Genomic DNA, 20,121 nt, shown 5'->3' on the forward strand with positions numbered 1-20,121 from the left:
TGGAGTGCTCATTCGTCGCGAGCGTGCGGAACGCGTCAGAGGCGACGCGGCGTCAGGACGATCTGCGTCGCCTCGGTGAAGACCAGATTGATCATGTCACCGCGACGCAGCGCGCTCAGCGAACTGATGACCGCCGGATCGACGACGCGGATGGACCGGGGGCCTTCGGGACCGACATAGTCGACCATCCCACGATCAATGCGCCTGAATTCGGCCGTCACCGTGACCCGGCGTATCACCCAGCGGGCGGGCAGATTGTCGAAGGTGCCATCGTTGACGGTCTCGGTCAGCATGATATCCGGCTTCACGCCGGGTGCCGCGCGCGTCACGGCAACGACCGCGCTCTCCACGCGGTTGATGTCGAGCCGATCACGGCGGCGCAGTGCGGTGAGGCTGCCGAAGGCGTCGGGCACAGTGATGCGCCACTGACGACCGCTACGCTCCACGACGACATTGCGGGTCTGGGGATCGACGGAGACCACCCGCACGCGTGCGGTTTCGACGGTGACGGGACCGAGACCACGGACGCTGACGACCTGCGCCATCGCCGGGCCGATGAAGCTCATTGTGGGTGCCAGGACGGCACCCGAGAAAAGCGTTGCCAAGGCAACGCGACGCGACATGGACATTGTGACCCTCTTGCTCTGTGAGAGCTCTTCACCGCGTTCACGCGACCCTGGACGACTGTCGAGGCTGGACGGGGGCTCATCCAAGAGACCGAAGGCAAAGGGCGTCGTGAACATGCATCGGGAAGACCATCTGCACCGCAGATGCAACCGCCCCATGCGACGGACTGTTCTATCCCGTCCTTCCGCCGGTGACATGCGCTCGCTGTCCCACTTCTAGGCGTGCAATCCCAATATTTCACCGTGGCAGGCACAACGATTCGCGAAAGGGAACCACCTCGCAATCGCGCGCGGCACCCGCCGCTGCTGTGGTCGCAAATGGCGCATCGCTCGCGCGCGTCGTGCTTTTCCCCCGTGGCGTTCTGTGCTTCAGTCGGACGAAAGTGGAGATCGCAGTGCGCCACATTCCCAATGACGACTACGAATATCCCGAGCGGACATGGATGGGCATCGCCGGCAAGATCCTCCTGTCCAAGGTCACGCTGGCCGTTCTCATCGGTCTGGCGCTCCTCGCCGCCTACGAATTTCTCTAGATACTCGCCCTGGGCGTCCAGCCGGCGGGCAGGCGCCCGGCTGGCGACGGCCTCCATTCCATCAATAACCTGTCCAATGTAGAAGACCGACACGCATGCGGCGGTCATAGGCGCTTGCGTGCACAAGAACGAGAAAACGGGGGGACGCGATGATCGACGCGGGGACATTCGACTACGTCGTCGTTGGCGCCGGCACCGCCGGATGCCTCATGGCCAACAGGCTGTCTGCTGATCCCCAACGCAGCGTCTGTCTTCTGGAAGCGGGCGGGCGCGACAACTGGATCTGGTTTCACGTGCCGGTCGGCTACCTCTACGCCATCGGCAATCCCCGTGCTGACTGGATGTTCACGACGGAACCGGAGCCGGGCCTTGACGGCCGCGTCCTCAACTACCCCCGCGGCAAGGTGATCGGCGGCTGTTCGGCCATCAATGCCATGATCTACATGCGCGGCCAGCGTCAGGACTACGACCGGTGGCGTGACCTCGGCCTCACGGGCTGGGGCTGGGATGACGTCCAGCCGCTGTTCCGCCGCCATCTCGATCACTTCCTCGGCGCGGGCGAGCATCACGCCGTCGGAGGAGAATGGCGGGTCGAGGCGCCACGCGTGCGCTGGGCTTTGCTTGATGCCTTCCTGGAGGCGGCGGTCGAGGCCGGCATCCCCCGGACCAACGACTTCAACACCGGAAACAACGAGGGTATCGCCTATTTCCATGTCAACCAGAAACAGGGCCGCCGCTGGTCCGCCGCGCGGGGATTCCTGAAGCCCGTGTTGAATCGCCCCGGGCTGAGGCTGGAAACCCAGGCCCATGTTGCGAAACTCGTGGTCGAGAATGGCCGGGTGACGGGCGTCGACTTCGTCCAGAGGGGCGAACTGAAGCGCGTGCGCGCCCGCGCCGAGGTCATTCTCTGCGCCGGCGCGGTCGGTACGCCCCAGATCCTGCAACTGTCCGGGATCGGTGATGCCGGCCACCTCAGCGCCCTCGGCATCCCCGTGATCCACGACGCGCCGGGCGTCGGGGAAAACCTGCAGGACCATCTTCAGCTCCGACCGATCTACCGGGTCTCAGGGATCCGCACGTTGAACGAGGACTACGGCTCCCTTCTGCGCAAAGGAGCGATGGCGCTCGAATACGCCTTGCTTCGGCGCGGTGCCCTGACGATGGCGCCGTCGCAGCTCGGCGCCTTCACGCGATCGTCCCCTGATCAGGCGACGCCCAACATCCAGTTCCACGTCCAGCCGCTGTCGCTCGACAAGTTCGGCGAGATGCCCCACGCCTTTCCGGCCTTCACCGCCAGCGTCTGCAACCTGCGGCCGACGAGCCGGGGGAGCGTGCGGCTCGCCTCTCCCGATCCCGCGGCCCAGCCGGCGATCCGCCTGAACGCCCTCACGACGCCGGAGGACGCGCGCGTCGCCATCGACTCGCTGAATATTGTCCGCCGCATCGTGGCGATGCCCGCCCTGCAGCGTTACCGCCCCGAGGAGTATCGCCCCGGCGCCGCGGCGAGGACCGATGACGACCTGCTCGAAGCCGCGCGGCAGATCGGAACCACGATCTTCCACCCCGTCGGAACGGCCCGGATGGGAACGGACGATGATGCGACGGCGGTGGTCGATGAACGGTTGCGGCTGCGCGGCGTGGCCGGGTTGCGTGTGGCCGATGCCTCGGTGATGCCCTTCATCACGAGCGGCAATACGAATTCACCGACCCTGATGATCGCCGAGAAGGCCGCCACGATGATCCGCGAGGACAATCACTGACAATTGCCGCCTGTTCTGCGGCTTGCTTGAATGTCCTAGTCCTATAGCAATACGGTCGGTATACTATGCGTCGGGATCAGCGTTCCGATCGGCCTTGCCCGGAATGGCGACCGCTGTGCAGCGAGGGAGTTCCATGGTCGCGCGTATCAATTCACTCCTGCTGCTCGTCGATCTCCAGAACGCATTCTGTGATGCCGGCGGTTCGATCGCCGGGCTCGGCTGGGATATCACCACGCTTCAAGCGGCCGCCCGCGAATGCAACCGCCTGGCCGTCGAGGCGCGGGAGCGCGGCATTCCCGTCGCCTGGACGCGGATGATGTTCCGTGCCGATTATTCCGACGCAGGCCTGGTGCGCCGCATGCGTCCCAATCTCTGCCGCATGGGCGGGCTCAGGGCCGGCACCGCCGATGTCGAATTGACGGCGCTCGTCGATGTGGCCGCTGACGACATCATCATCGACAAGGCACGACATTCCTCGCTCTACGGCACCTCACTCGAGGTCATCCTGCGGGCCCGGGGGATCGAGCGTGTCATCGTTGGCGGCGTCACGACGTCCATGTGCGTCGAGACCACCGTGCGCGACCTGGCGCAACGCGACTATGAGGTCATTCTGCCGCGCGAAGCCTGTGCCGATTTTGACGCCGCACGGCACGAAGCGTCCCTCGCCGTGATGGCCTTCGGCTTCGCGCGCGTCGTGCCGATCGCCGAGACATTCACGACGCCGCCGCTTCCCGACGCCTGACCGCCAGGGAGGTCGAGCCCTCCGAATTCAGGCTTGCTAAATGTTCTAAACATATACCAATATAATCAGCGAAAACAAAAAGAGGGGCCGTTCTGGTGCAAGGCGTCATCGATGTCGTTGTCAATCCGCTGACCCCGCAGATCGTCGCGGCGCGCCCGGCATGGACCAGGACCTTCCACACCAAGAAGATCGGCCGTGCGGCAGACGATGTTGCGTCGGTCACGCACGCACAGATGCTTGCGCAGATGGATGAGGCCGGCATCGAGCGGGCCTTCCTGATCGCCTGCAAGCTGGGGCAAGAGGGCACGCCCGGCGCATGGCACATGCCCTATGAATGGATCGCCGAGGCCGTCGCAGCCCATCCGACGCGCTTCCATGGCCTGGCCGGCGTCGACCCGACCGAAGGCATGGCAGGCGTGCGGCGCCTCGAATGGGCGGTGCGTGAGCTTGGCTTCATCGGGGCCCACACCTATCCACACTGGTTTGAGCTCGAGCCAAATCATCGCAAGTATTACCCGTTCTACGCCAAGTGTTGCGAGCTCGGCATTCCCATCCAGATGCAGGTCGGGCAGTCGTTGATCTACTATGACAAGCGTCCGCTGCGAAGCGTCGCGCGGCCTATCCTTCTCGACGATATCGCCTGCGATTTTCCCGAACTGAAGCTCATCGGCATCCATATCGGGATTCCGTGGACGGACGAGATGATCGCGATGGCGTGGAAACACCCGAACGTCTACATCGCCTCGGATGCCCACAGCCCGAAATACTGGCCGGCAAGCTTCATCCACTACATCAACACTTATGGCCGTGATAAGGTCATGTTCGGCACGGACTATCCGGTGCTCGCCTTCAAGCGCACGCTCGATGAGATCGAGGCGCTCGGCCTGCGCGAGGACGCCCAGAGGCTCCTTTTGCGGGACAATGCCTTGAGGGTTTACGGTCTCACCCCATAACGACACGTTCGGCGAGCAAAAAACCAGAGGTGGCTCCATGAGAAACAGCACGAAGGCCTTGGCGGCTTCCGTCACGATCACGGCGATGCTGACGGGCGCGGCGCTGGCCGCGGACGGCACCGTAACCCTCGGCGTGGTGACTGCGCAGACAGGACCGCTCGCACCAGCCGGCAAATTCCAGCAGAACGGCTTCAATCTGGCCGTCGAGCAGATCAACAAGGCGGGCGGCTTCACCGTAGGCGGCAAGACCTACGAATTGGCTTTGAAGACCTACGACACCCGCTGCAATGTCGCGGAAGGCTCTTCTGCAATGGAGCGCCTGGCAACCGTCGACAAGGTGCCGATCGTGCTCGGGGAACTCTGCAGCCCGGTCGCCGCCGCCGAAGCTCCCGTCGCCGAGGACTTCAAGGTGCCCTTGATCATCACGGTGCCCACGGCCGGCAACCTCACGGAACAGGGCAATCCCTATTTCTTCCGGATCAACGCCCGGGACACCCAGCTTAACCAGGGTCTGGCGAAGTACATCGCGGAGGCCAAGCTCACACCGCTCGCCTTTCTCGCCTGGAACAACGATACGGGGCGTGGCGGCATCGAGGCCATGAAAAGCCTTCTGCCTGACAGCACCAAGATCGGCTATGTCGGTTATTTCAATGTGGGCGAGGTGGACTTCTCCAGCCACGTCACCAATATCCGCAATTCCGGCGCGAAGGCCGTCGTGCTTCTGATGGATGAGGAGCCGGGCTCGCTGGCCATCCGCCAGCTCCGCGATGCCGGGGTCGACATCCAGCTCATCGGGACATTGGCCATGGGCTCCGATCGCTTCCTGCAGCGGCTCAACGCCAAATATCTCGACGGCATGGTGCAGTATAACGCCTTCCCCCCGAATAGTCCGCTCGATCGCATCAAGACGTTCAGCGCCGCCTACAAGACCAAGTACGGCGAGGAAACGCACGGCTTCGCCGCACAATCCTACGATGCGATCTTTGTCGCGGTCGAAGCGATGAAGGCAGCCGGGACAACGACGGATGGTGCGAAGATTCGCGATGCGCTCACCAAGCTGACCTATAACGGCGTCATCGGCGAGGTGAAATTCGATGGCAAGGGACAGGCGAACCCGCCGGTCTATGTCACGCAATGGTGCGCTGACGGCACCCGCAAGGTCGTGCTTCCGGCCGAGCTCGCGGCCGCTTGCGGAAGCGGCTGATCCCCCGCTCAACAATGCTTCACGCCGGCCGGCCGCGCGCCGGTGATTGCCAGGGGTGAGCCATCCATGCCGCGCGTTCGGCGGATGAATGTGAGGCGCTCAGCCGATCGCCGTGCTATATCAACGGTCTGGAGCCGCCGGCGCAAGCGGCCCCCTCCCCTTGCAGATCGCCCCTCGTAGCAATCAGGCGCCAGCCTCTTCAGTCCGGCGCGCTGGCTGAATGGAATCGTAGCTCTTGCCGAGCGCCAGCAACTCCGGAGTGCCGATGACATCGTTCAACGTGGTGAAGTCGAACATCCGGTCGCTGAAGGGCGCATTGGTACCGTGCGTAGCAAGCGACTGATAGTATTCCTGCGCCGTTCGCGCCAGAGCGCGAACAATGCCCCCGCCGAAGATGACGATCTTGAAGCCGATTTCGCCGAGTTCCTCGGCACTGCTGAGCGGTGTATCGCCGCCCTCGACCATATTGGCGATGAGGGGGCGCATGCTCCCGAATTCTCGGCCGATGGCGGCCATCTGCTCGCGTGAACGCGGCGCCTCCACGAAGAGGATATCGGCGCCCACCTCAACATAAAGACGGGCACGCTCCAGCGCCGCCTCGAACCCCTCGACTGCGATGGCGTCTGTGCGCGCGATGATCAAGGTCTCCTCGCTTGCGCGCGCATCCACAGCCGCCTTGATCTTGCCGGCCATTTCACCGGCGGAAACCAGGCTCTTGTCACGCAGATGGCCACAACGCTTCGGAAACGACTGATCCTCGATCTGGATCGCCGTGGCGCCGGCGCGCTCGAACAACCTGACGGTGCGGAGGACGTTGAGCGCATTGCCATAGCCGGTGTCGGCATCGACGATGAGTGGGGTTTTGACGCGGTCGCGGATCTGCGTGATGACGTCCGCAACTTCCGCCATCGAGACAAGACCGATATCCGAACGGCCAAGGCGCGTGTAGGCGATCGCTGCGCCGGAGACATACAAGGCTTCGAAGCCGGCTGCCGCGGCCAGCGACGCTGTCAATGCATCGAATATACCAGGCGCGACGAGCGGAGCATCAGTCAAGAGACGGTTTCGCAAGTTCATAACTCTACAGATCTCCTGCCTGATACCCGGGTGCGTACGCAATACTCATTCACGACAGCCAAGCCAAGAGGCTTTCCTCGCGAAAGGATTTCCCCGCACGCAGCTTTCCCGGCCAGAGGCCGTGCACACCGACAAGGCAACAACCTGCTTCCGCCCCTTTTGACCGCGTCGCACTTACTTCAGTTCATGACGGTATCCACGATAAGACGTACTATACCATCGGACTTACAGCCGCGACCCGCAGGTCAGATGATCCCCGGCGGGCTGATTCAGCTTGACGACATCCTACCGGCGCAACTTGTCATATCATTAATACAAATACCCCACCTGTCAAGCACACCGGGCCGTCCCGCGGCGCATAGGAGACCGCGGTTTCGGGCGCCGCGCGGCGCCGGCGCGGTCCCCGGTGAGGCCGACTACCAGGCTTTCGGGGCTAAACGAACGATTATGCGCGGCGCCGAATCCCCGCTATCATACCAGCTCTGATTCCTTCCTCGCGCCGCGTTATCGCCTTGCCACTCGAAGGCGCATTGTTATACGTTTATAACCATAAGAATGGCGATGACACACGCAGTCGACGGGGTTTGCCGGCTCGCGGTCTCGGATGATTATAAGTCAGCGCAAACGGCACATTCAGAGTGGATGGACTTCAATGGCTTCTATACCGCTTCGGCATGGCATGTTTCTCCCGCCTATTCATCCGAACAAGGAAAATCCAACGCTCGCCATTCAGCGTGACATGGAGCTTGTGGAACATCTCGATCGGCTGGGCTATGAAGAAGCCTGGATCGGCGAGCACCATTCCTCGGGCGCGGAAATCATCGCAAGCCCGGAGCTTTTCATTGCTGCCGTCGCCGAGCGCACAAGACGCATCCGGCTCGGCACGGGCGTCATATCCCTGCCCTATCACTCACCGCTGACGGTGGCCAACAGGATCATTCAGCTCGATCACCAGACACGTGGCCGCATCATGATGGGTGTCGGGCCGGGGCTTCTGACCGCCGACGCCATGATGATGGGCATCGAGCCGGAAACATTGCGGGATCGCATGTCCGAGGCGCTGGATGTCGTCTTGCGGCTGCTCGATGGTGAAACGGTCACGGAGAAGACCGAGTGGTATAACCTGGTCGACGCGCGCGTCCATCTCTTGCCCTATACCAATCCGCGCCTCGAAGTGTGCGTGGCCAGTACGTTGACGCCATCCGGCGGACGTAACGCGGGCAAGTATGGCCTCGGCATGCTCTGCGTGGCGGCGACAAGCCCGACCGGTTTCGATGTGCTCGGCACGAACTGGCGTATCGCCAACGAGGTCGCCGCCGAGCATGGGCATGTCATGGATCGTGCGCGCCTGCGCCTCGCCGGTCTCACACATATTGCCGAGACGCGCGAACAGGCACTCGAGAATGTCAAATTCGGTCTGCGCCACTGGCTCGACTATCGCGAAGCCATCAATCCGACGATCAAACGCAAGACGCGCGGCGAAACATTCGAAGGTCTGGTGGAGGCGGTCGTCAAGGACCACGGTGGCGTTATCGGCACGCCGGATGATCTGATTGCGAAGATCGAGCAGCTCTATGAGAAGCAGGGCGATTTCGGCGCTTTCCTGCAAGTTGCCCACAACTGGGCGGACTTCGAGGCGACGAAGAAATCCTGGGAACTTGTGGCGCGCTATGTCATCCCGCATTTCAGCGGCGCCAACCGTAATCGTGACGAGTCGCTGAAATGGTCGATCGAGCACGGCATGGAATATGGCTCGCGGTCGGCCGTTGCCCAGCGCAAGATGTTCGAGAAGCACGAGGCTGAGCAGCAGGCGAAGCGTGCCGCCAAGGACTGAATGCACGCTGCCGCCCGGCTGAATAGAGACGACGCAATGCTCGATTTGAACAGGCGAGCGGCAGGCATGACAGGCGGCGCATCTGGTTTCGGACTTGGCCCGATGGTGACCTATACGGGTGTCGACGTCTCGCGCTGCTGCACCCACGGACGTGACGGCAAGTTTATGTCGCTGCAGCGGGGCGTGGCCGTTCCCCTTCGCCGGCCCGTTGCGCGCGGTTGCTGTGCCGGGGAGGCTATTCGCAACGCCTTGACGACGATCGACGACAAGGGCGTTGCCGGTGAGCTGAAACTCGACAAGAACAACCAGGCATCACCGCTCTTCTATATAACCCGTTGGGGCAAGGACGGGACCCGCACGATCAGCATGCCGACAGCACTTGCTGCGGCCTGCGGCAGTTGACGGCGTCGTTTCGAGGATTGGAGTAAAGGGGCATGCTGGCCTTTGCCGAACAGGGCATGAACGGACTGATGATGGGGGCCATCTACGCCCTGTTCGCGCTGGGAATGGTGCTGATCTACGGCGTCATGCATGTCCTCAATTTCTCCCATGGCGTCCTTTTCATGGCGGGCGCCTATGTCTGCCAGGTCATCTTTGCGCAACTGACGGGGAATTACTTCGTCGCGATCCTTGGATCCATGCTGGTGCTGGCGCTGGTGGGCTGCCTGCTGGAGAAAGGCATCTTCCAGCATCTGCGCGGCAGCCTGAGCATGCAGATCGTGGCCTCCATGGGGCTCATCATGATCGTGCAGAACGGCATCATCTATTTCTTCGGACCGCTTGCCCTCCACATGCGTGTCGAGACGGTCGAAAGCAAGATAAGGCTCGGACCGCTCTCCTTCACCGCCCAGCATTTCGTGATCATCGGCGTGACTTTGGTCGCCGTCGTCGCCCTCGACCTGTTCCTGCGCCATACACGTCTTGGCACAGCCTTGCGTGCGACGAGCCAGAACCTGGAAGCCGCGCGGGTGGTGGGCATCAACCCCGACAGCATCTTTCTGATGACATTCGCGCTGGCGACCGCGCTCGCAGCCCTCGCGGGCGCATTGCTCGGCCCGCTCTTCCTCATCTCGCCGGCCATGGGTGATCTGCCCCTCCTGAAGGGCCTCACGGCCATCGTGCTGGGCGGCATGGGCAGCGTGCCGGGGGCGATCATCGGCGGCTTCGTCATCGGCATACTGGAGGCGCAGGCGACGCTGGTCCTTCCGACGGACTACCGTGATGCGGTGGTCTTCGCCGCCCTCATCGGCATTCTCCTGTTCCGGCCCTATGGCCTGTTCGGCAAGCGGGAGCGCGGCGAGCCATGACGTCGTTGAAAGGTCTCGCGCTTCTGGCCGCCGTCATCGGTGCGGCCTGCGTGCCGGTTCTTCTCCCGGACCAGCCCTATGTCGTGAACACCCTCACGCTGACCCTGTGCACCGTCATTCCGGCGATTGGTCTCAACCTGCTCTACGGCCAGGCCGGCCTGTTGTCGCTCGGGCACATGGCCTTCACGGGAATTGGCGGTTACACCGCCGCGCTCCTCATGAAAGGTGCGGGCTGGGCCTTGCCGGAGGCGATGCTCGCCGCCGCGATTGTCGCCGGCTTCGCGGGTTTCCTCGTCGGCATCCCCTGCCTCAGGCTGCGCAGCCACTTCTTCGTCATCGTGACGCTTGGCGTCGGGATGATCGTCTATACGTTCTTCAACAACCTCGACGGGATTACCGGTGGAGCGCAAGGCCTGCCCGGTGTTCCGCGCCCACGTCCTTTGACGATCGGTGACTTTACCATCGAATTCAGAACGCCCCGCGGTTTCTACTGGCTCGCGCTCCTGACCACGCTCGGAACCTTGCTCGTTCAGTGGCTCATCGCGCGGTCGCCATTCGGCTTCTCACTCAGCGCCATCCGCCAGGATGAGACCATGGCGGCGTCGCGCGGGGTCGACGTCTTCGCGCATAAGCTGGCCGCCTTCGTCATCGCCTCCGCCATTGCAGGCGTGGGCGGCGCGCTCAGCGTCACCTTCCTGCGTGTCGCGGCCCCGACCATGTTCGATCTGCATGCCAGCATGAATATCGTCGCCATCGTGCTCGTCGGCGGCCCCGGCTATCTCGCCGGCCCTATCCTCGGCGGGTTCATCTTCATCGCCCTGCCGGAATTCCTGCGTGTCGCGGCAGAATTCCGCCTGATCATCTTCGGCTTCGTGCTCGTTTTCATCGCCCTCTTTGCCAATCGTGGCCTCATCGGCCTTGCCGACAGCCTCTTGTCGAAGATGAAGCGGGATCGCGTTGCGGATGAGCAACCGGGCGCAAGCCCCCACGCCGTGAAGAGCGAGGGATAGACCGATGGCGCCAATCCTTGAGGTTTCAGCCATCGCCAAGCGTTTTGGCGGCGTGGTCGCCCTGGACGGCGCGGGCTTCAGCGTCGACAAGCCGGGGATCGTCGCCTTGATCGGGCCGAATGGAGCCGGCAAGACGACCTTGTTCGACATCATCTGCGGGCGCCAGAATGCCGACAGCGGGGAGGTGCGCTTCATGGGCGAGCGTGTCGACGGCCTGCCGCCGTTCCGTCTCTCCCGGCTGGGCTTCGCCCGCAGCTTTCAGGAATGCCGCGTGCTGCCCGAGGCGACCTGCCTGGAGAACATGCTCTTCTCTGCCCAGGACAAGACCCTGCGCAGCGAGATGGCCGGCATATTCCGCGGACGCGCGCATAACCGCAACACGGTGGACAAGGCCCGCGAGCTCTTGGCGATGGTCGGTCTCGAACGCTTCTCCAACAGGCCGGCGAGCGACCTCTCCTTCGGCCAGAAGCGTCTTGTCGAGATCGCCTCGACGCTGATGGGCGCCCCCAAGGTCCTGCTGCTCGACGAGCCGGCCTCCGGCGTCAACCCGACATTGCTGAATATACTGCACGACTTCCTGCTCGATCAGGCACCGAAGATGGGCCTCCTGCTCGTCGTGATCGAACATAACATGGAATTCATCATGTCGGTCGCCGAGCGTATCGTTGTCCTGCACCAGGGCAGGGTCCTGGAGGATGGCCCGCCGGCCGCTATTCAGGCCAGCCCCCAGGTCATCGAAGCCTATTTGAGCTGATATCACAGATGAGCGAACAGACATCGAAGCCCATCCTCGCCATCCGCGACCTCAAAGCCGGCTACGGTGGCGGCCGCATGATCGTCAACGGCGTCGACATCAACGTGGGCGCCGGCGAGATCGTCTGCGTCATCGGCCAGAACGGCGCCGGTAAATCGACATTGCTCAAGGGCATCGTCAACCTGATCCAGCTGCGGCAGGGCACCGTGCAACTCGATGGCAAGGATGTCACCGACCTTCCCGCCCAAAAGCTGCTGCTGGAGGGCCTGGCCTATATCCCCCAAGGCCGGAGCATATTCCCGCGACTGACCGTTGCCGAGAATATCAGGATGGGCGGCTACCTGATCAAGGACCGCGCTGTCCTGAAGCGCCGGCATGAGGAAATGGAAGCGATGTTCCCGGCGCTGGCCGAGCTGCGTGGCCTTCAGGCCTCGAGCTTGTCCGGCGGCCAGCAGCGGCAGCTCGAGCTCGCGCGCACCCTCATGATGGATCCCAAGGTCTTGATGCTCGATGAGCCGTCGATCGGGCTCGCGCCGCGTATCGTCGATCAGGTCTTCACGGTATTGCGCGACCTCGCCAAGCTCGGCAAAGCTGTTCTCATGGTCGAGCAGAATGTTCGCAAGGCGCTTGCTGCGGCCGACCGCGGCTATGTCCTTGAACTCGGCAAGGTTCGTCTTGAGGATCGCGCGCAGGCGCTCTTGGACGACGAGCGGGTTGCGCAGCTCTACATGGGCATGCGTCCCACCGCCGCGTAGCGCATTTTCAAACGGAACCACCGCGTCATTCAGGAGCGGGCGAACCGCTCGCGCGTCTACGATCCCGCCGGCGCCTGCGGCAGGAGATTTTTCAGCTCCCGGCGCAGCACTTTGCCCATGCTGTTGCGGGGCAATGTCTCGACGAAGATGAACGCCTTCGGCACCTTGTAACGCGAGAGCCGCGCCCGGCAGAGCTCGGCCAGCTCGTCAGGCGTCACGGCAGCGCCAGGCCGCAGGCCGACGAAGGCTGCAACGGCTTCGCCCCAATAGGCATCGGGCACGCTCGTCACGGCGCATTCGGCTACGCCGGGATGCGCGAGCAGGATCTCCTCGATTTCGCGCGGATAAATGTTCTCGCCGCCCGAGATGATCATGTCGTTCTTGCGATCAACCAGATACAGGTAGCCTTCCTCGTCGATCCGCGCGAGATCGCCGCTGATGAACCAGCCGTCGCGGAAGGCCTCGGCCGTCTGCTCGGGAAGATTGAGGTAGCCTGAAAACATATAGGGCGAGGCAATCGCCAGCTCACCGACCTCGCCGGGGCCGGCCTGCCGCCCATCCGCCGTCATCACCTTGAGGCGCGTCAGGGGAAGGGGCAACCCGACGCAGGCGATCTTGCGCAACTGATCCTGCGGACGCAGGCATGATGTCACGCCCGCCTCGGTCGAGCCGTAGCGCTCATAGAGCTTTCCTTCGCCGAAATAGGCGATCGCTTCCTGTTTCAGGGTCTGGGACAGCGGCGCGGTGCCGGATGCGACGGTGCGCAGCGAACGCGTATCGAACTGGCTCGCCTTGCTGCCGAGATTGCGCAAGGCGGCAAGATGCGTCGGAACCATATAGACCGACGTCGCCTGCAAACGGGTAATTGTCGCCAGTAGAACCTCGATATTGAACTTGGCAAGAATTTCCACCGTTCCGCCGAAGAATACCGGTGCCAGCGCCATGAGAAGACCGGCGCCATGAAACATCGGGGTTGTCGCAACGGCACGATCGTCCGGCGTATAACTGCCATGCTCGGCGGCCAGGCAGAAGGCGGACAATACGCGGCTGCGATGCGAGAGCAAGACGCCCTTGGGGCGTCCCGTCGCGCCGGATGTATAGGGAATACTGAAGATATCGGTCTCACTGACGTCCACCGGGCAGAGCCGCGTCGACGATCTGGCCAACAGATCCTCATAGAGCGGCCCGAGCGGAATGACCTTTTCAACGCTGGCGGGTATCGCGGCGCGCGCCTTCTCTTCAAGCGCCGGATCGACGAAGAGCACGCGCGCCCCGGAATCCTCGCAGATGAAGCGGATTTCCGGCTCGGAGGCCGCAGGGCCGATCGCCGCCGTGGCAACGCCGGCCGACGACAATCCGGCGATGATCTCCATATATTCCAGGCAGTTCGGCGCAAGGATCGCGGCACGGTCGCCATGCCAAAGTCCGAGCCCGTCGTGAGCGAGAATGGCAAGCCGATCGATCCGCTCGATGAGACCCGCAAAGGTCAGGCGCCGCTCACCGGCAATGATCGCCGTCTTCGCTGGTGTCCGGCCGGCCGCCGCCCGGATGCCGTCGGCGACGATCATGCCCCTTGCGGAGCCGCTACGAACATCACTGGACGGACCGGTCGAATGCATCATGTTCCACTCTGTATTCTACTACGCGAGCGACACTCGCACCCGACGGCTTACTGGCGCAGGGTCGCGTTGCGGAGCGCACAGTTTCGTTTGTATTATCAATAAGACATACAAGTCCTCGTCGGACGGGTAAAGCGCCAACTACGCCGCCCTCGGCCCTCGCACAGGGCGCGGCGTAATCGTGCCAGCCCCATACCCGGGGAAGACGTGCAGGATGACACGCGCATTCCGGGCCAATTCTGGATAGCTTTGCCCCGACACAATGATCTCGGCAGCAAAATACGGGCTACGGCTTGCCTTTCCTGGCTTCAGCCGTCTGCATGGTGAGTTCGCTTAGCGTGCTGCTCATTGTCTCCACCGTCTGCGACGGGCTCAGCACCATTTCAAGCTGATAGCGGTCAGGACGATAATAGGCCGTCAGATATTCGATCGGCTCGTCGGCCTGGTCGCAAACCACGCGCTGCACCTTCAAGAGCGGCGCACCGATTTCGGTCGAAAGCCGCGTGGCCATGTTCTGATCGGCAAGGGTCGCCGTGATGCTCTGCCGCGCATGGCCGATCTTGACGCCGGAGCGCTTGATCAGGGACAGCATCGGCGTCCGCGCGAGGCTTGCGCGATCGAAGGTCCGGCCGATCCGCGCGGGAATGACCGTGACAAGGAGCGATATCGCAAAGTCGCCGAAATAGCGGACGCGCTGGGACTGCTGGACCTCCGTGCCCACCGGCAGCTCGAGCGCCTCGGCCTCCATCTGGGTCGCGGGCCCATAGCCGAACTCCATCACCTTGACGGTCGTGGTCTGGCCCATCACAGCCGCTCCTTCGAGCCAGGCCGCAACCGAGGCCCGCAGCGGCGGGGTCGGCGGTCGATACTGAACGATGGTGCCGCGCCCGCGCGCCCGCGACACGAACCCCGCGAGCGCGAGCTCCGTCAACGCCCGCCGCGCCGTGATGCGGGACACGCCATAGAGGCTCGCGACTTCGTGCTCGGCAGGCAGAACATCCCCAACCTTGAAGGTCCCGCCGAGAATCCCGTCTCGCAGGATGAGAAAGATCTGATGATAGAGCGGGGCCTTGAGATTCGCGTTGACGCGGCTTCCTTCCTTGGCGCTAACCCGCGTCATCTCATTCCCCTTTTGCCCAGACTATTCGCCGTGAACATTGAATCAATCAACAGCAGAATCACATAACGATGCCCAATAGTAGCGACTGCGGCCGGATTTCAACTAGCCAAAAGGCCTACGGCGCCACGCTGGAAACATCCGGTGCAAGCTCCCCGCTGAAAGCGCGCGGAAACAATTCCCCCCGGGTCAGCGGTGGGCCGGCATTCGTCACCTTTCCAGCAGCCGCGGATCGAGTGCGTCGCGGAGCCCATCGCCGACAAGGTTCACAGCAAGGATGGCGATCGACAGGAACATCGCGGGAAAGGCGATCATATAGGGCTTCACCTGCCACAAGGCGCGGCCTTCGGCCATGATGTTGCCCCAGGACGGGATGGTGGGCGGCAAGCCGGCCCCGATGAAGGAGAGAATGGCCTCGGTCAACATGGCCGCGCCGCAAATATAGGTGGCCTGGATGATAACCGGCGCCATGATGTTTGGAAGAATATGGCGCAGCATGATCCGTGGCACGCTGACGCCGGTGGCCACGGCGGCTAGAACGAAGGGCTGCTCGCGCAGGCTCAAGAGGGCCCCGCGCACCACCCGGGCGACGCGCGGGATCTCGGATATGGTGATGGCCAGGATGACGTTGCCCAGTGATCCGCGGGTGAGCGTCATCAGGGCGATCGCGAGCAGGATGGGCGGGATCGACATCAACCCGTCCATCATGCGCATGATAAGGCCGTCGGTCCAACGGACGTAGCCCGCGATGATCCCGACGACGATTCCGGCGACGGCCGAGAGCATGGCGACGGCCAGCCCGACGATCAGGGAGACGCGCGTACCGTAAAGGACGCGCGAGTAGATGTCGCGACCAAGTTGGTCGGTGCCGAACCAATAAAGCGCCGACGGCGCGCGGTTGCGACGCGCGGGCGACAGGGCCGCGGGATCGACCGTTCCAAGCAGCGGCGCTGCAATCGCGACGATCACAAGGATGGCGAGAATCACGGTTCCCACGAGCAGCGCGCGGTGGCTTGCCAGACGCCGCAATGTCTTAACCCAGCCGTCGGATGCAGTTTCCGGGCGCATAGCCGCTCCTTCAACAGTCATGGCGCCCCCCTAATACCGGATGCGGGGATCAAAGACGGTGTAAAGAACATCAACCGCAAGGTTGATCAGTACATAGGTGATGCTGAAAACCAATACGATACCCTGAATAACCGGGTAGTCTCGCCTCAGGATCGCATCAACCGTGAGACGTCCAAGGCCCGGAATGGCGAATACGCTCTCGGTCACGACGGTGCCGCCGATCAGCAGCGCCACCCCGATCCCGATGACGGTGATGATCGGCACGGCGGCATTCTTCAAGGCGTGCACGAACAGGACGGCCCGATGGCCGAGGCCTTTGGCACGGGCGGTGCGTACATAGTCCTGTGTCAGGACCTCGATCATCGCGGCGCGCGCTATACGCGCGATAAGCGCAATATAGACGCCCGACAGGGCCAGGACCGGCAAGATCAGATTGCCGAGAAACGGGAGGAGGCCTGCGTCGAGCGGCGTATAACCTTGAACGGGCAACCATCCGAGCTCGACCGCGAAGACATAGGCGAGCAGATAGCCGACAACGAAGACCGGAACCGAGAAGCTGAGAACGGCGCCTGCCGTGACGACGTGATCGACCCATGAGCCGCGCCGCCAGGCGGCGAGAACGCCGACAGGAACGGCGATGGTGACGGAAAAAGCGATGGTGAGAACCATCAGCGACAAGGTTGGACCAACCCGCTGGCCGATCATATGCGCGACCGGCAGGCTGGTGAAAATGGAATGGCCCAGATCCCCCTGCGCGACCCGCACGAGCCAATCCCAGAAGCGGATGAGAAAAGGCTGGTCCAGCCCCAGCGCTTGGCGAATGCGGGCGACATCGTCCGCGCTGGCGTGATCCCCGGCAATGATGAGCGCCGGATCACCCGGCGCCAGATAGAGCAGGCTGAAAACGAAGAACGCGACGAACAGCATGACCGGAATGGTCGATAAGATCCGGCGAATACAGTAGTTCACCATTGCGCATACGATCCTGGCATTCGCGCACCCGGGCTATGCAACCCGCTCCATGATCAGGCCTCCATGATCAGGCCTGGGCCGACATCCCGCCGTCGACGAACAACACTTGCCCGGTGACGAAAGCGCTCGCCGGTGACACCAGGAAGAGCGCGGCAGCCGCGACATCCTGCGGCGTCGCCCAGCGGCCGAGCGGCGTCCGCTGCTTCACGAAGGCATCGACGGCCGGATCGAGCGCCGCCGTTTCCGTCATCGCTGTCCGCACGGCGCCCGGCGCAACCACATTGCAGCGAATGCCGCGCGGGCCGAGATCGACGGCCAGGGCCCGGGCGAGGCCGGCAAGACCGGCCTTCGTCGCGGAATAGAGCGCATTGTTCGGCCGCGCGATCTGGCCGAGCATGGACCCTGTGAGCAGGATGCGCCCGCCGCCGCGCGCCTCCATCACGGGCGCAACCGCCTGCGCCAGAACGAGCGCCGCGCCGAGGTTGACGTCCATCAGGCGGCTGATCTCGGCCCTGTCGAACTGGCCGACTGGCTTGCGCAACGATTGCCCGGCATTGCCGACAGCGATGTCGAGGCCGCCATGGCGCTCGACGATCTCGGCGACAGCGGCTGCGACCGCGCTGGGATCGGTCACGTCGAATGCAATCGCAGAAACGGAAAGGCCCTGCGCGGCCAGCTCCGACCGGCTTGCCTCGAGCTGTCCGGGGTCGCGCGCGTTGAGAACGACATGCGCGCCCGCCTTCGCCAGAGCAAAGGCGATGGCTTGCCCGATACCGCGCGAGGCGCCGGTAACAAGGGCGATGTCGCCGGACAGGCGAAAATGATCCGTCTCATCCGATTGCAAGAAAAACCCCCTCGAACTCGGCCTTAAATGGCTCTTGCGGTTAGTGTTTGTTTGTATTGTAAATATAACATTAGCAGCGGGTCATCCGAGCGACAACGCCAAAGTGCGAACAGGGGCCGTCGCTAAGCGCCGCGTGCGGCGCCGGCCGCGCGCCGGAATAACCATGAAAAACGAAAACCAGAGGAGTGGGGCGATGCGTAGACGGGAATTCTTGAAGGGGAGTGCTGCGCTCGGCGTAGCGGCCATCGCGGCACCAGCCGTCATCGCGGCGGAGCGGCAGCGCGTGCTCAAATTCGTGCCGCAGACGGACGTCGCAGGTCTCGATCCCGTCTGGACGCCAACCTACCCCGCGCGGGACCATTCGCTGATGGTCTTTGATACCTTGTTTGCACAGGACGACAGTTATCGCGCCGTGCCGCAGATGGTCGACGGCGTCGTCACGGAGAACGACGGCCTCACCTGGAAACTGACACTGCGCCCCGGGCTCGTCTTTCACGACGGGTCGCCCGTGCTCGCTCGCGATTGCGTCGCGAGCATCCAGCGCTGGGCGAAACGGGATTCCTTCGGCGGCGCGCTGATGGCTGCCACCAACGAGCTGTCCGCCGCCGACGACAAGACGATCGTCTTTAGCCTGAAACGTCCGTTCCCCCTCCTGCCGGATGCGCTCGGCAAGTCATACCCGCGCATATGCCCCATGATGCCCGAGCGGCTGGCGAAGACGGACGCCTTCACCCAGATCACGGAAATGGTCGGCAGCGGGCCGTTCAAGTTCGTCGCCAATGAACGGGTGGCGGGCGCGCGTCTCGTCTACGAGCGCTTCGACGGTTATGTGCCGCGCCCGAACGGCACGGCGCAATGGACATCCGGTCCCAAGGTCGTCCATTTCGACCGCGTCGAATGGACGATCATTCCCGACCCTTCGACCGCGTTCTCCGCCCTGAAGTCGGGCGAGATCGACTGGTGGTGGACGCCCGACGCCGATCTCCTGCCGGCACTGCGCGGCGACAAGAGCGTCAATGTGCGCGTCGCCGACCCGACGGGGCAGATCGGCACGCTGCGCTTCAACCATCTCATCGCGCCGTTCAACAATGCGGCACTCCGGCGTGCGGTTCTCGGCGCCATCGACCAGCGCGACTTCATGACGGCCATCGTCGGCGACGACAAGACCCTGTGGCATGATGGCGTCGGCTATTTCTGCCCCGGCACGCCCTATGCGAGCGATGCGGGCATGGCGGCGCTGACCGGGCCGCGCGATCTCGAGAAGAGCAAGGCGGCCGTGAAGGCAGCCGGCTATAACGGCGAGAAGGTCGTCGTGCTCGCCCCGGCGGATATTCCCAATCTGAAAGCGCTGGCCGACATGACAGCCGACATGCTGACGAAGATCGGCTTCAATGTCGACTATCAGGCCATGGGATGGGGGGCGCTGGTCCAGCGCCGCTTCAAGGAAGATCCGGTTGAACAGGGTGGCTGGAACATCTTCAGCACATTCTGGAGCGGTATGGACCAGTCGACGCCGGCCGGCCACGCCTTCATTCGCGGCAATGGCAAGCCGACCGGACCGGGCTGGCCAACCGCCCCGAAGATCGAGGCGCTGCGCGATGCCTGGCTCGCGGCTTCCGACGAAGCCACGCGCAAAAAAATCGCCGCCGATATGCAGTTGCAAGCCTTCGAAGACGTGCCCTATGCACCGCTGGGGCAGTATTTCTTTGCCACCGCCCATCGCGCCGATCTGACCGGCATGCTCAACGGCCTGCCGGCCTTCTGGAACGTCAAGCGCGGCTAGATGTGCGCGGCTGATTTTACGAACGAACCACTGTCATCCCGGGGCGGGCCGACAGGCCCGAACCCGGGCTCCTCGCTGGTGCGAGGCCCCGGAATGACGGTGGGGGTGAGGCAATTGTCCCGATCCGTGCGATGATGAGCCATCAAGGACCTGGAGGAGGCCC

19 protein-coding genes are annotated in these 20,121 nt (G+C 63.3%); 12 read left to right on the forward strand and 7 right to left on the reverse strand.

Features of this window, described 5'->3' with window-relative positions:
* Nucleotides 1-35: 35 nt before the first annotated feature.
* Nucleotides 36-629, reverse strand: a complete 594-nt coding sequence (locus tag C7450_RS22905; RefSeq protein WP_110376788.1) for a hypothetical protein — start codon at nucleotides 627-629, stop codon at nucleotides 36-38.
* A 392-nt stretch (nucleotides 630-1,021) separates the two neighbouring features.
* Between C7450_RS22905 and C7450_RS34090 the strand changes: the two genes are divergently transcribed.
* The 5 genes from C7450_RS34090 to C7450_RS22930 all read left to right on the forward strand — a co-directional run bounded on the left by C7450_RS34090 (nucleotide 1,022) and on the right by C7450_RS22930 (nucleotide 5,818).
* Nucleotides 1,022-1,159 carry a hypothetical protein gene (locus C7450_RS34090; RefSeq protein WP_170147379.1) on the forward strand — a complete coding sequence of 46 codons (138 nt, stop codon included), beginning with the start codon at nucleotides 1,022-1,024 and terminating at the stop codon, nucleotides 1,157-1,159.
* 149 nt (nucleotides 1,160-1,308) lie between these two features.
* A complete protein-coding gene (locus tag C7450_RS22915; RefSeq protein WP_110376790.1) occupies nucleotides 1,309-2,919 on the forward strand; it encodes a GMC family oxidoreductase in 1,611 nt (536 codons plus the stop codon).
* A 133-nt stretch (nucleotides 2,920-3,052) separates the two neighbouring features.
* A complete protein-coding gene (locus C7450_RS22920) occupies nucleotides 3,053-3,661 on the forward strand; it encodes a cysteine hydrolase family protein (RefSeq protein ID WP_170147380.1) in 609 nt (202 codons plus the stop codon).
* Nucleotides 3,662-3,756: 95 nt separating this feature from the next.
* On the forward strand, nucleotides 3,757-4,614 hold the full coding sequence (locus tag C7450_RS22925) for an amidohydrolase family protein (RefSeq protein ID WP_110376792.1): 858 nt from the start codon (nucleotides 3,757-3,759) through the stop codon (nucleotides 4,612-4,614).
* A 37-nt stretch (nucleotides 4,615-4,651) separates the two neighbouring features.
* Nucleotides 4,652-5,818, forward strand: coding sequence for an ABC transporter substrate-binding protein (locus tag C7450_RS22930; protein ID WP_110376793.1), 1,167 nt, complete (start codon nucleotides 4,652-4,654; stop codon nucleotides 5,816-5,818).
* Nucleotides 5,819-6,001: 183 nt separating this feature from the next.
* Here C7450_RS22930 and C7450_RS22935 read toward each other — a convergent pair whose 3' ends face one another.
* Complete coding sequence (locus C7450_RS22935; RefSeq protein WP_110376794.1) at nucleotides 6,002-6,895, reverse strand: isocitrate lyase/PEP mutase family protein; 894 nt, start codon at nucleotides 6,893-6,895, stop codon at nucleotides 6,002-6,004.
* A 652-nt stretch (nucleotides 6,896-7,547) separates the two neighbouring features.
* On the opposite strand from C7450_RS22935, the gene C7450_RS22940 reads away from it, so the two are divergent.
* The 6 genes from C7450_RS22940 to C7450_RS22965 all read left to right on the forward strand — a co-directional run bounded on the left by C7450_RS22940 (nucleotide 7,548) and on the right by C7450_RS22965 (nucleotide 12,555).
* A complete protein-coding gene (locus C7450_RS22940) occupies nucleotides 7,548-8,729 on the forward strand; it encodes an LLM class flavin-dependent oxidoreductase (RefSeq protein WP_170147381.1) in 1,182 nt (393 codons plus the stop codon).
* 66 nt (nucleotides 8,730-8,795) lie between these two features.
* A complete protein-coding gene (locus tag C7450_RS22945; protein ID WP_146227466.1) occupies nucleotides 8,796-9,131 on the forward strand; it encodes a hypothetical protein in 336 nt (111 codons plus the stop codon).
* A gap of 32 nt (nucleotides 9,132-9,163) precedes the next feature.
* Complete coding sequence (locus C7450_RS22950) at nucleotides 9,164-10,036, forward strand: branched-chain amino acid ABC transporter permease (RefSeq protein ID WP_110376796.1); 873 nt, start codon at nucleotides 9,164-9,166, stop codon at nucleotides 10,034-10,036.
* Nucleotides 10,033-11,046, forward strand: coding sequence for a branched-chain amino acid ABC transporter permease (locus C7450_RS22955; protein WP_110376797.1), 1,014 nt, complete (start codon nucleotides 10,033-10,035; stop codon nucleotides 11,044-11,046). The genes C7450_RS22950 and C7450_RS22955 overlap by 4 nt, the downstream gene beginning before the upstream one ends.
* 4 nt (nucleotides 11,047-11,050) lie before the next feature.
* Nucleotides 11,051-11,800, forward strand: a complete 750-nt coding sequence (locus tag C7450_RS22960) for an ABC transporter ATP-binding protein (RefSeq protein ID WP_110376798.1) — start codon at nucleotides 11,051-11,053, stop codon at nucleotides 11,798-11,800.
* 8 nt (nucleotides 11,801-11,808) lie between these two features.
* Nucleotides 11,809-12,555: an ABC transporter ATP-binding protein gene (locus tag C7450_RS22965; protein WP_245450066.1), complete on the forward strand. Its 747-nt coding sequence runs from the start codon at nucleotides 11,809-11,811 to the stop codon at nucleotides 12,553-12,555.
* A gap of 56 nt (nucleotides 12,556-12,611) precedes the next feature.
* On the opposite strand, the gene C7450_RS22970 is transcribed toward C7450_RS22965, so the two are convergent.
* From C7450_RS22970 to C7450_RS22990, 5 genes are all read right to left on the reverse strand, one after another.
* Nucleotides 12,612-14,177, reverse strand: a complete 1,566-nt coding sequence (locus tag C7450_RS22970; RefSeq protein WP_110376799.1) for a class I adenylate-forming enzyme family protein — start codon at nucleotides 14,175-14,177, stop codon at nucleotides 12,612-12,614.
* A gap of 283 nt (nucleotides 14,178-14,460) precedes the next feature.
* On the reverse strand, nucleotides 14,461-15,294 hold the full coding sequence (locus C7450_RS22975; RefSeq protein WP_110376800.1) for a GntR family transcriptional regulator: 834 nt from the start codon (nucleotides 15,292-15,294) through the stop codon (nucleotides 14,461-14,463).
* 207 nt (nucleotides 15,295-15,501) lie between these two features.
* Nucleotides 15,502-16,380, reverse strand: coding sequence for an ABC transporter permease (locus tag C7450_RS22980; protein WP_110376801.1), 879 nt, complete (start codon nucleotides 16,378-16,380; stop codon nucleotides 15,502-15,504).
* Nucleotides 16,381-16,389: 9 nt separating this feature from the next.
* Nucleotides 16,390-17,331 (reverse strand): ABC transporter permease, encoded by a 942-nt coding sequence (locus C7450_RS22985; protein WP_110376802.1) that lies wholly within the window; start codon nucleotides 17,329-17,331, stop codon nucleotides 16,390-16,392.
* A gap of 67 nt (nucleotides 17,332-17,398) precedes the next feature.
* On the reverse strand, nucleotides 17,399-18,175 hold the full coding sequence (locus C7450_RS22990; protein WP_110376803.1) for an SDR family NAD(P)-dependent oxidoreductase: 777 nt from the start codon (nucleotides 18,173-18,175) through the stop codon (nucleotides 17,399-17,401).
* Between the two features lie 193 nt (nucleotides 18,176-18,368).
* Here C7450_RS22990 and C7450_RS22995 point away from each other — a divergent pair, with 193 nt between their 5' ends.
* Nucleotides 18,369-19,958: an ABC transporter substrate-binding protein gene (locus C7450_RS22995; RefSeq protein ID WP_110376804.1), complete on the forward strand. Its 1,590-nt coding sequence runs from the start codon at nucleotides 18,369-18,371 to the stop codon at nucleotides 19,956-19,958.
* Nucleotides 19,959-20,121: the final 163 nt, after the last annotated feature.

This window comes from Chelatococcus asaccharovorans, assembly GCF_003201475.1.
In the GTDB taxonomy this organism is placed as follows: Bacteria; Pseudomonadota; Alphaproteobacteria; order Rhizobiales; family Beijerinckiaceae; genus Chelatococcus; species Chelatococcus asaccharovorans.

What these genes read in the sequence shown, in the direction of transcription:
- C7450_RS22985 (WP_110376802.1), bottom strand. Translation starts at nt 17,331, where the DNA reads ATGGTGAACTACTGTATTCGCCGGATCTTATCGACCATTCCGGTCATG.
- C7450_RS22930 (WP_110376793.1), top strand. Translation starts at nt 4,652, where the DNA reads ATGAGAAACAGCACGAAGGCCTTGGCGGCTTCCGTCACGATCACGGCG.
- C7450_RS22965 (WP_245450066.1), top strand. Translation starts at nt 11,809, where the DNA reads ATGAGCGAACAGACATCGAAGCCCATCCTCGCCATCCGCGACCTCAAA.
- C7450_RS22980 (WP_110376801.1), bottom strand. Translation starts at nt 16,380, where the DNA reads ATGACTGTTGAAGGAGCGGCTATGCGCCCGGAAACTGCATCCGACGGC.
- C7450_RS22935 (WP_110376794.1), bottom strand. Translation starts at nt 6,895, where the DNA reads ATGAACTTGCGAAACCGTCTCTTGACTGATGCTCCGCTCGTCGCGCCT.
- C7450_RS22970 (WP_110376799.1), bottom strand. Translation starts at nt 14,177, where the DNA reads ATGATGCATTCGACCGGTCCGTCCAGTGATGTTCGTAGCGGCTCCGCA.
- C7450_RS22920 (WP_170147380.1), top strand. Translation starts at nt 3,053, where the DNA reads ATGGTCGCGCGTATCAATTCACTCCTGCTGCTCGTCGATCTCCAGAAC.
- C7450_RS22995 (WP_110376804.1), top strand. Translation starts at nt 18,369, where the DNA reads ATGCGTAGACGGGAATTCTTGAAGGGGAGTGCTGCGCTCGGCGTAGCG.
- C7450_RS22940 (WP_170147381.1), top strand. Translation starts at nt 7,548, where the DNA reads ATGGCTTCTATACCGCTTCGGCATGGCATGTTTCTCCCGCCTATTCAT.
- C7450_RS22915 (WP_110376790.1), top strand. Translation starts at nt 1,309, where the DNA reads ATGATCGACGCGGGGACATTCGACTACGTCGTCGTTGGCGCCGGCACC.
- C7450_RS22945 (WP_146227466.1), top strand. Translation starts at nt 8,796, where the DNA reads ATGACAGGCGGCGCATCTGGTTTCGGACTTGGCCCGATGGTGACCTAT.
- C7450_RS22960 (WP_110376798.1), top strand. Translation starts at nt 11,051, where the DNA reads ATGGCGCCAATCCTTGAGGTTTCAGCCATCGCCAAGCGTTTTGGCGGC.
- C7450_RS22950 (WP_110376796.1), top strand. Translation starts at nt 9,164, where the DNA reads ATGCTGGCCTTTGCCGAACAGGGCATGAACGGACTGATGATGGGGGCC.
- C7450_RS22905 (WP_110376788.1), bottom strand. Translation starts at nt 629, where the DNA reads ATGTCCATGTCGCGTCGCGTTGCCTTGGCAACGCTTTTCTCGGGTGCC.
- C7450_RS22975 (WP_110376800.1), bottom strand. Translation starts at nt 15,294, where the DNA reads ATGACGCGGGTTAGCGCCAAGGAAGGAAGCCGCGTCAACGCGAATCTC.
- C7450_RS22955 (WP_110376797.1), top strand. Translation starts at nt 10,033, where the DNA reads ATGACGTCGTTGAAAGGTCTCGCGCTTCTGGCCGCCGTCATCGGTGCG.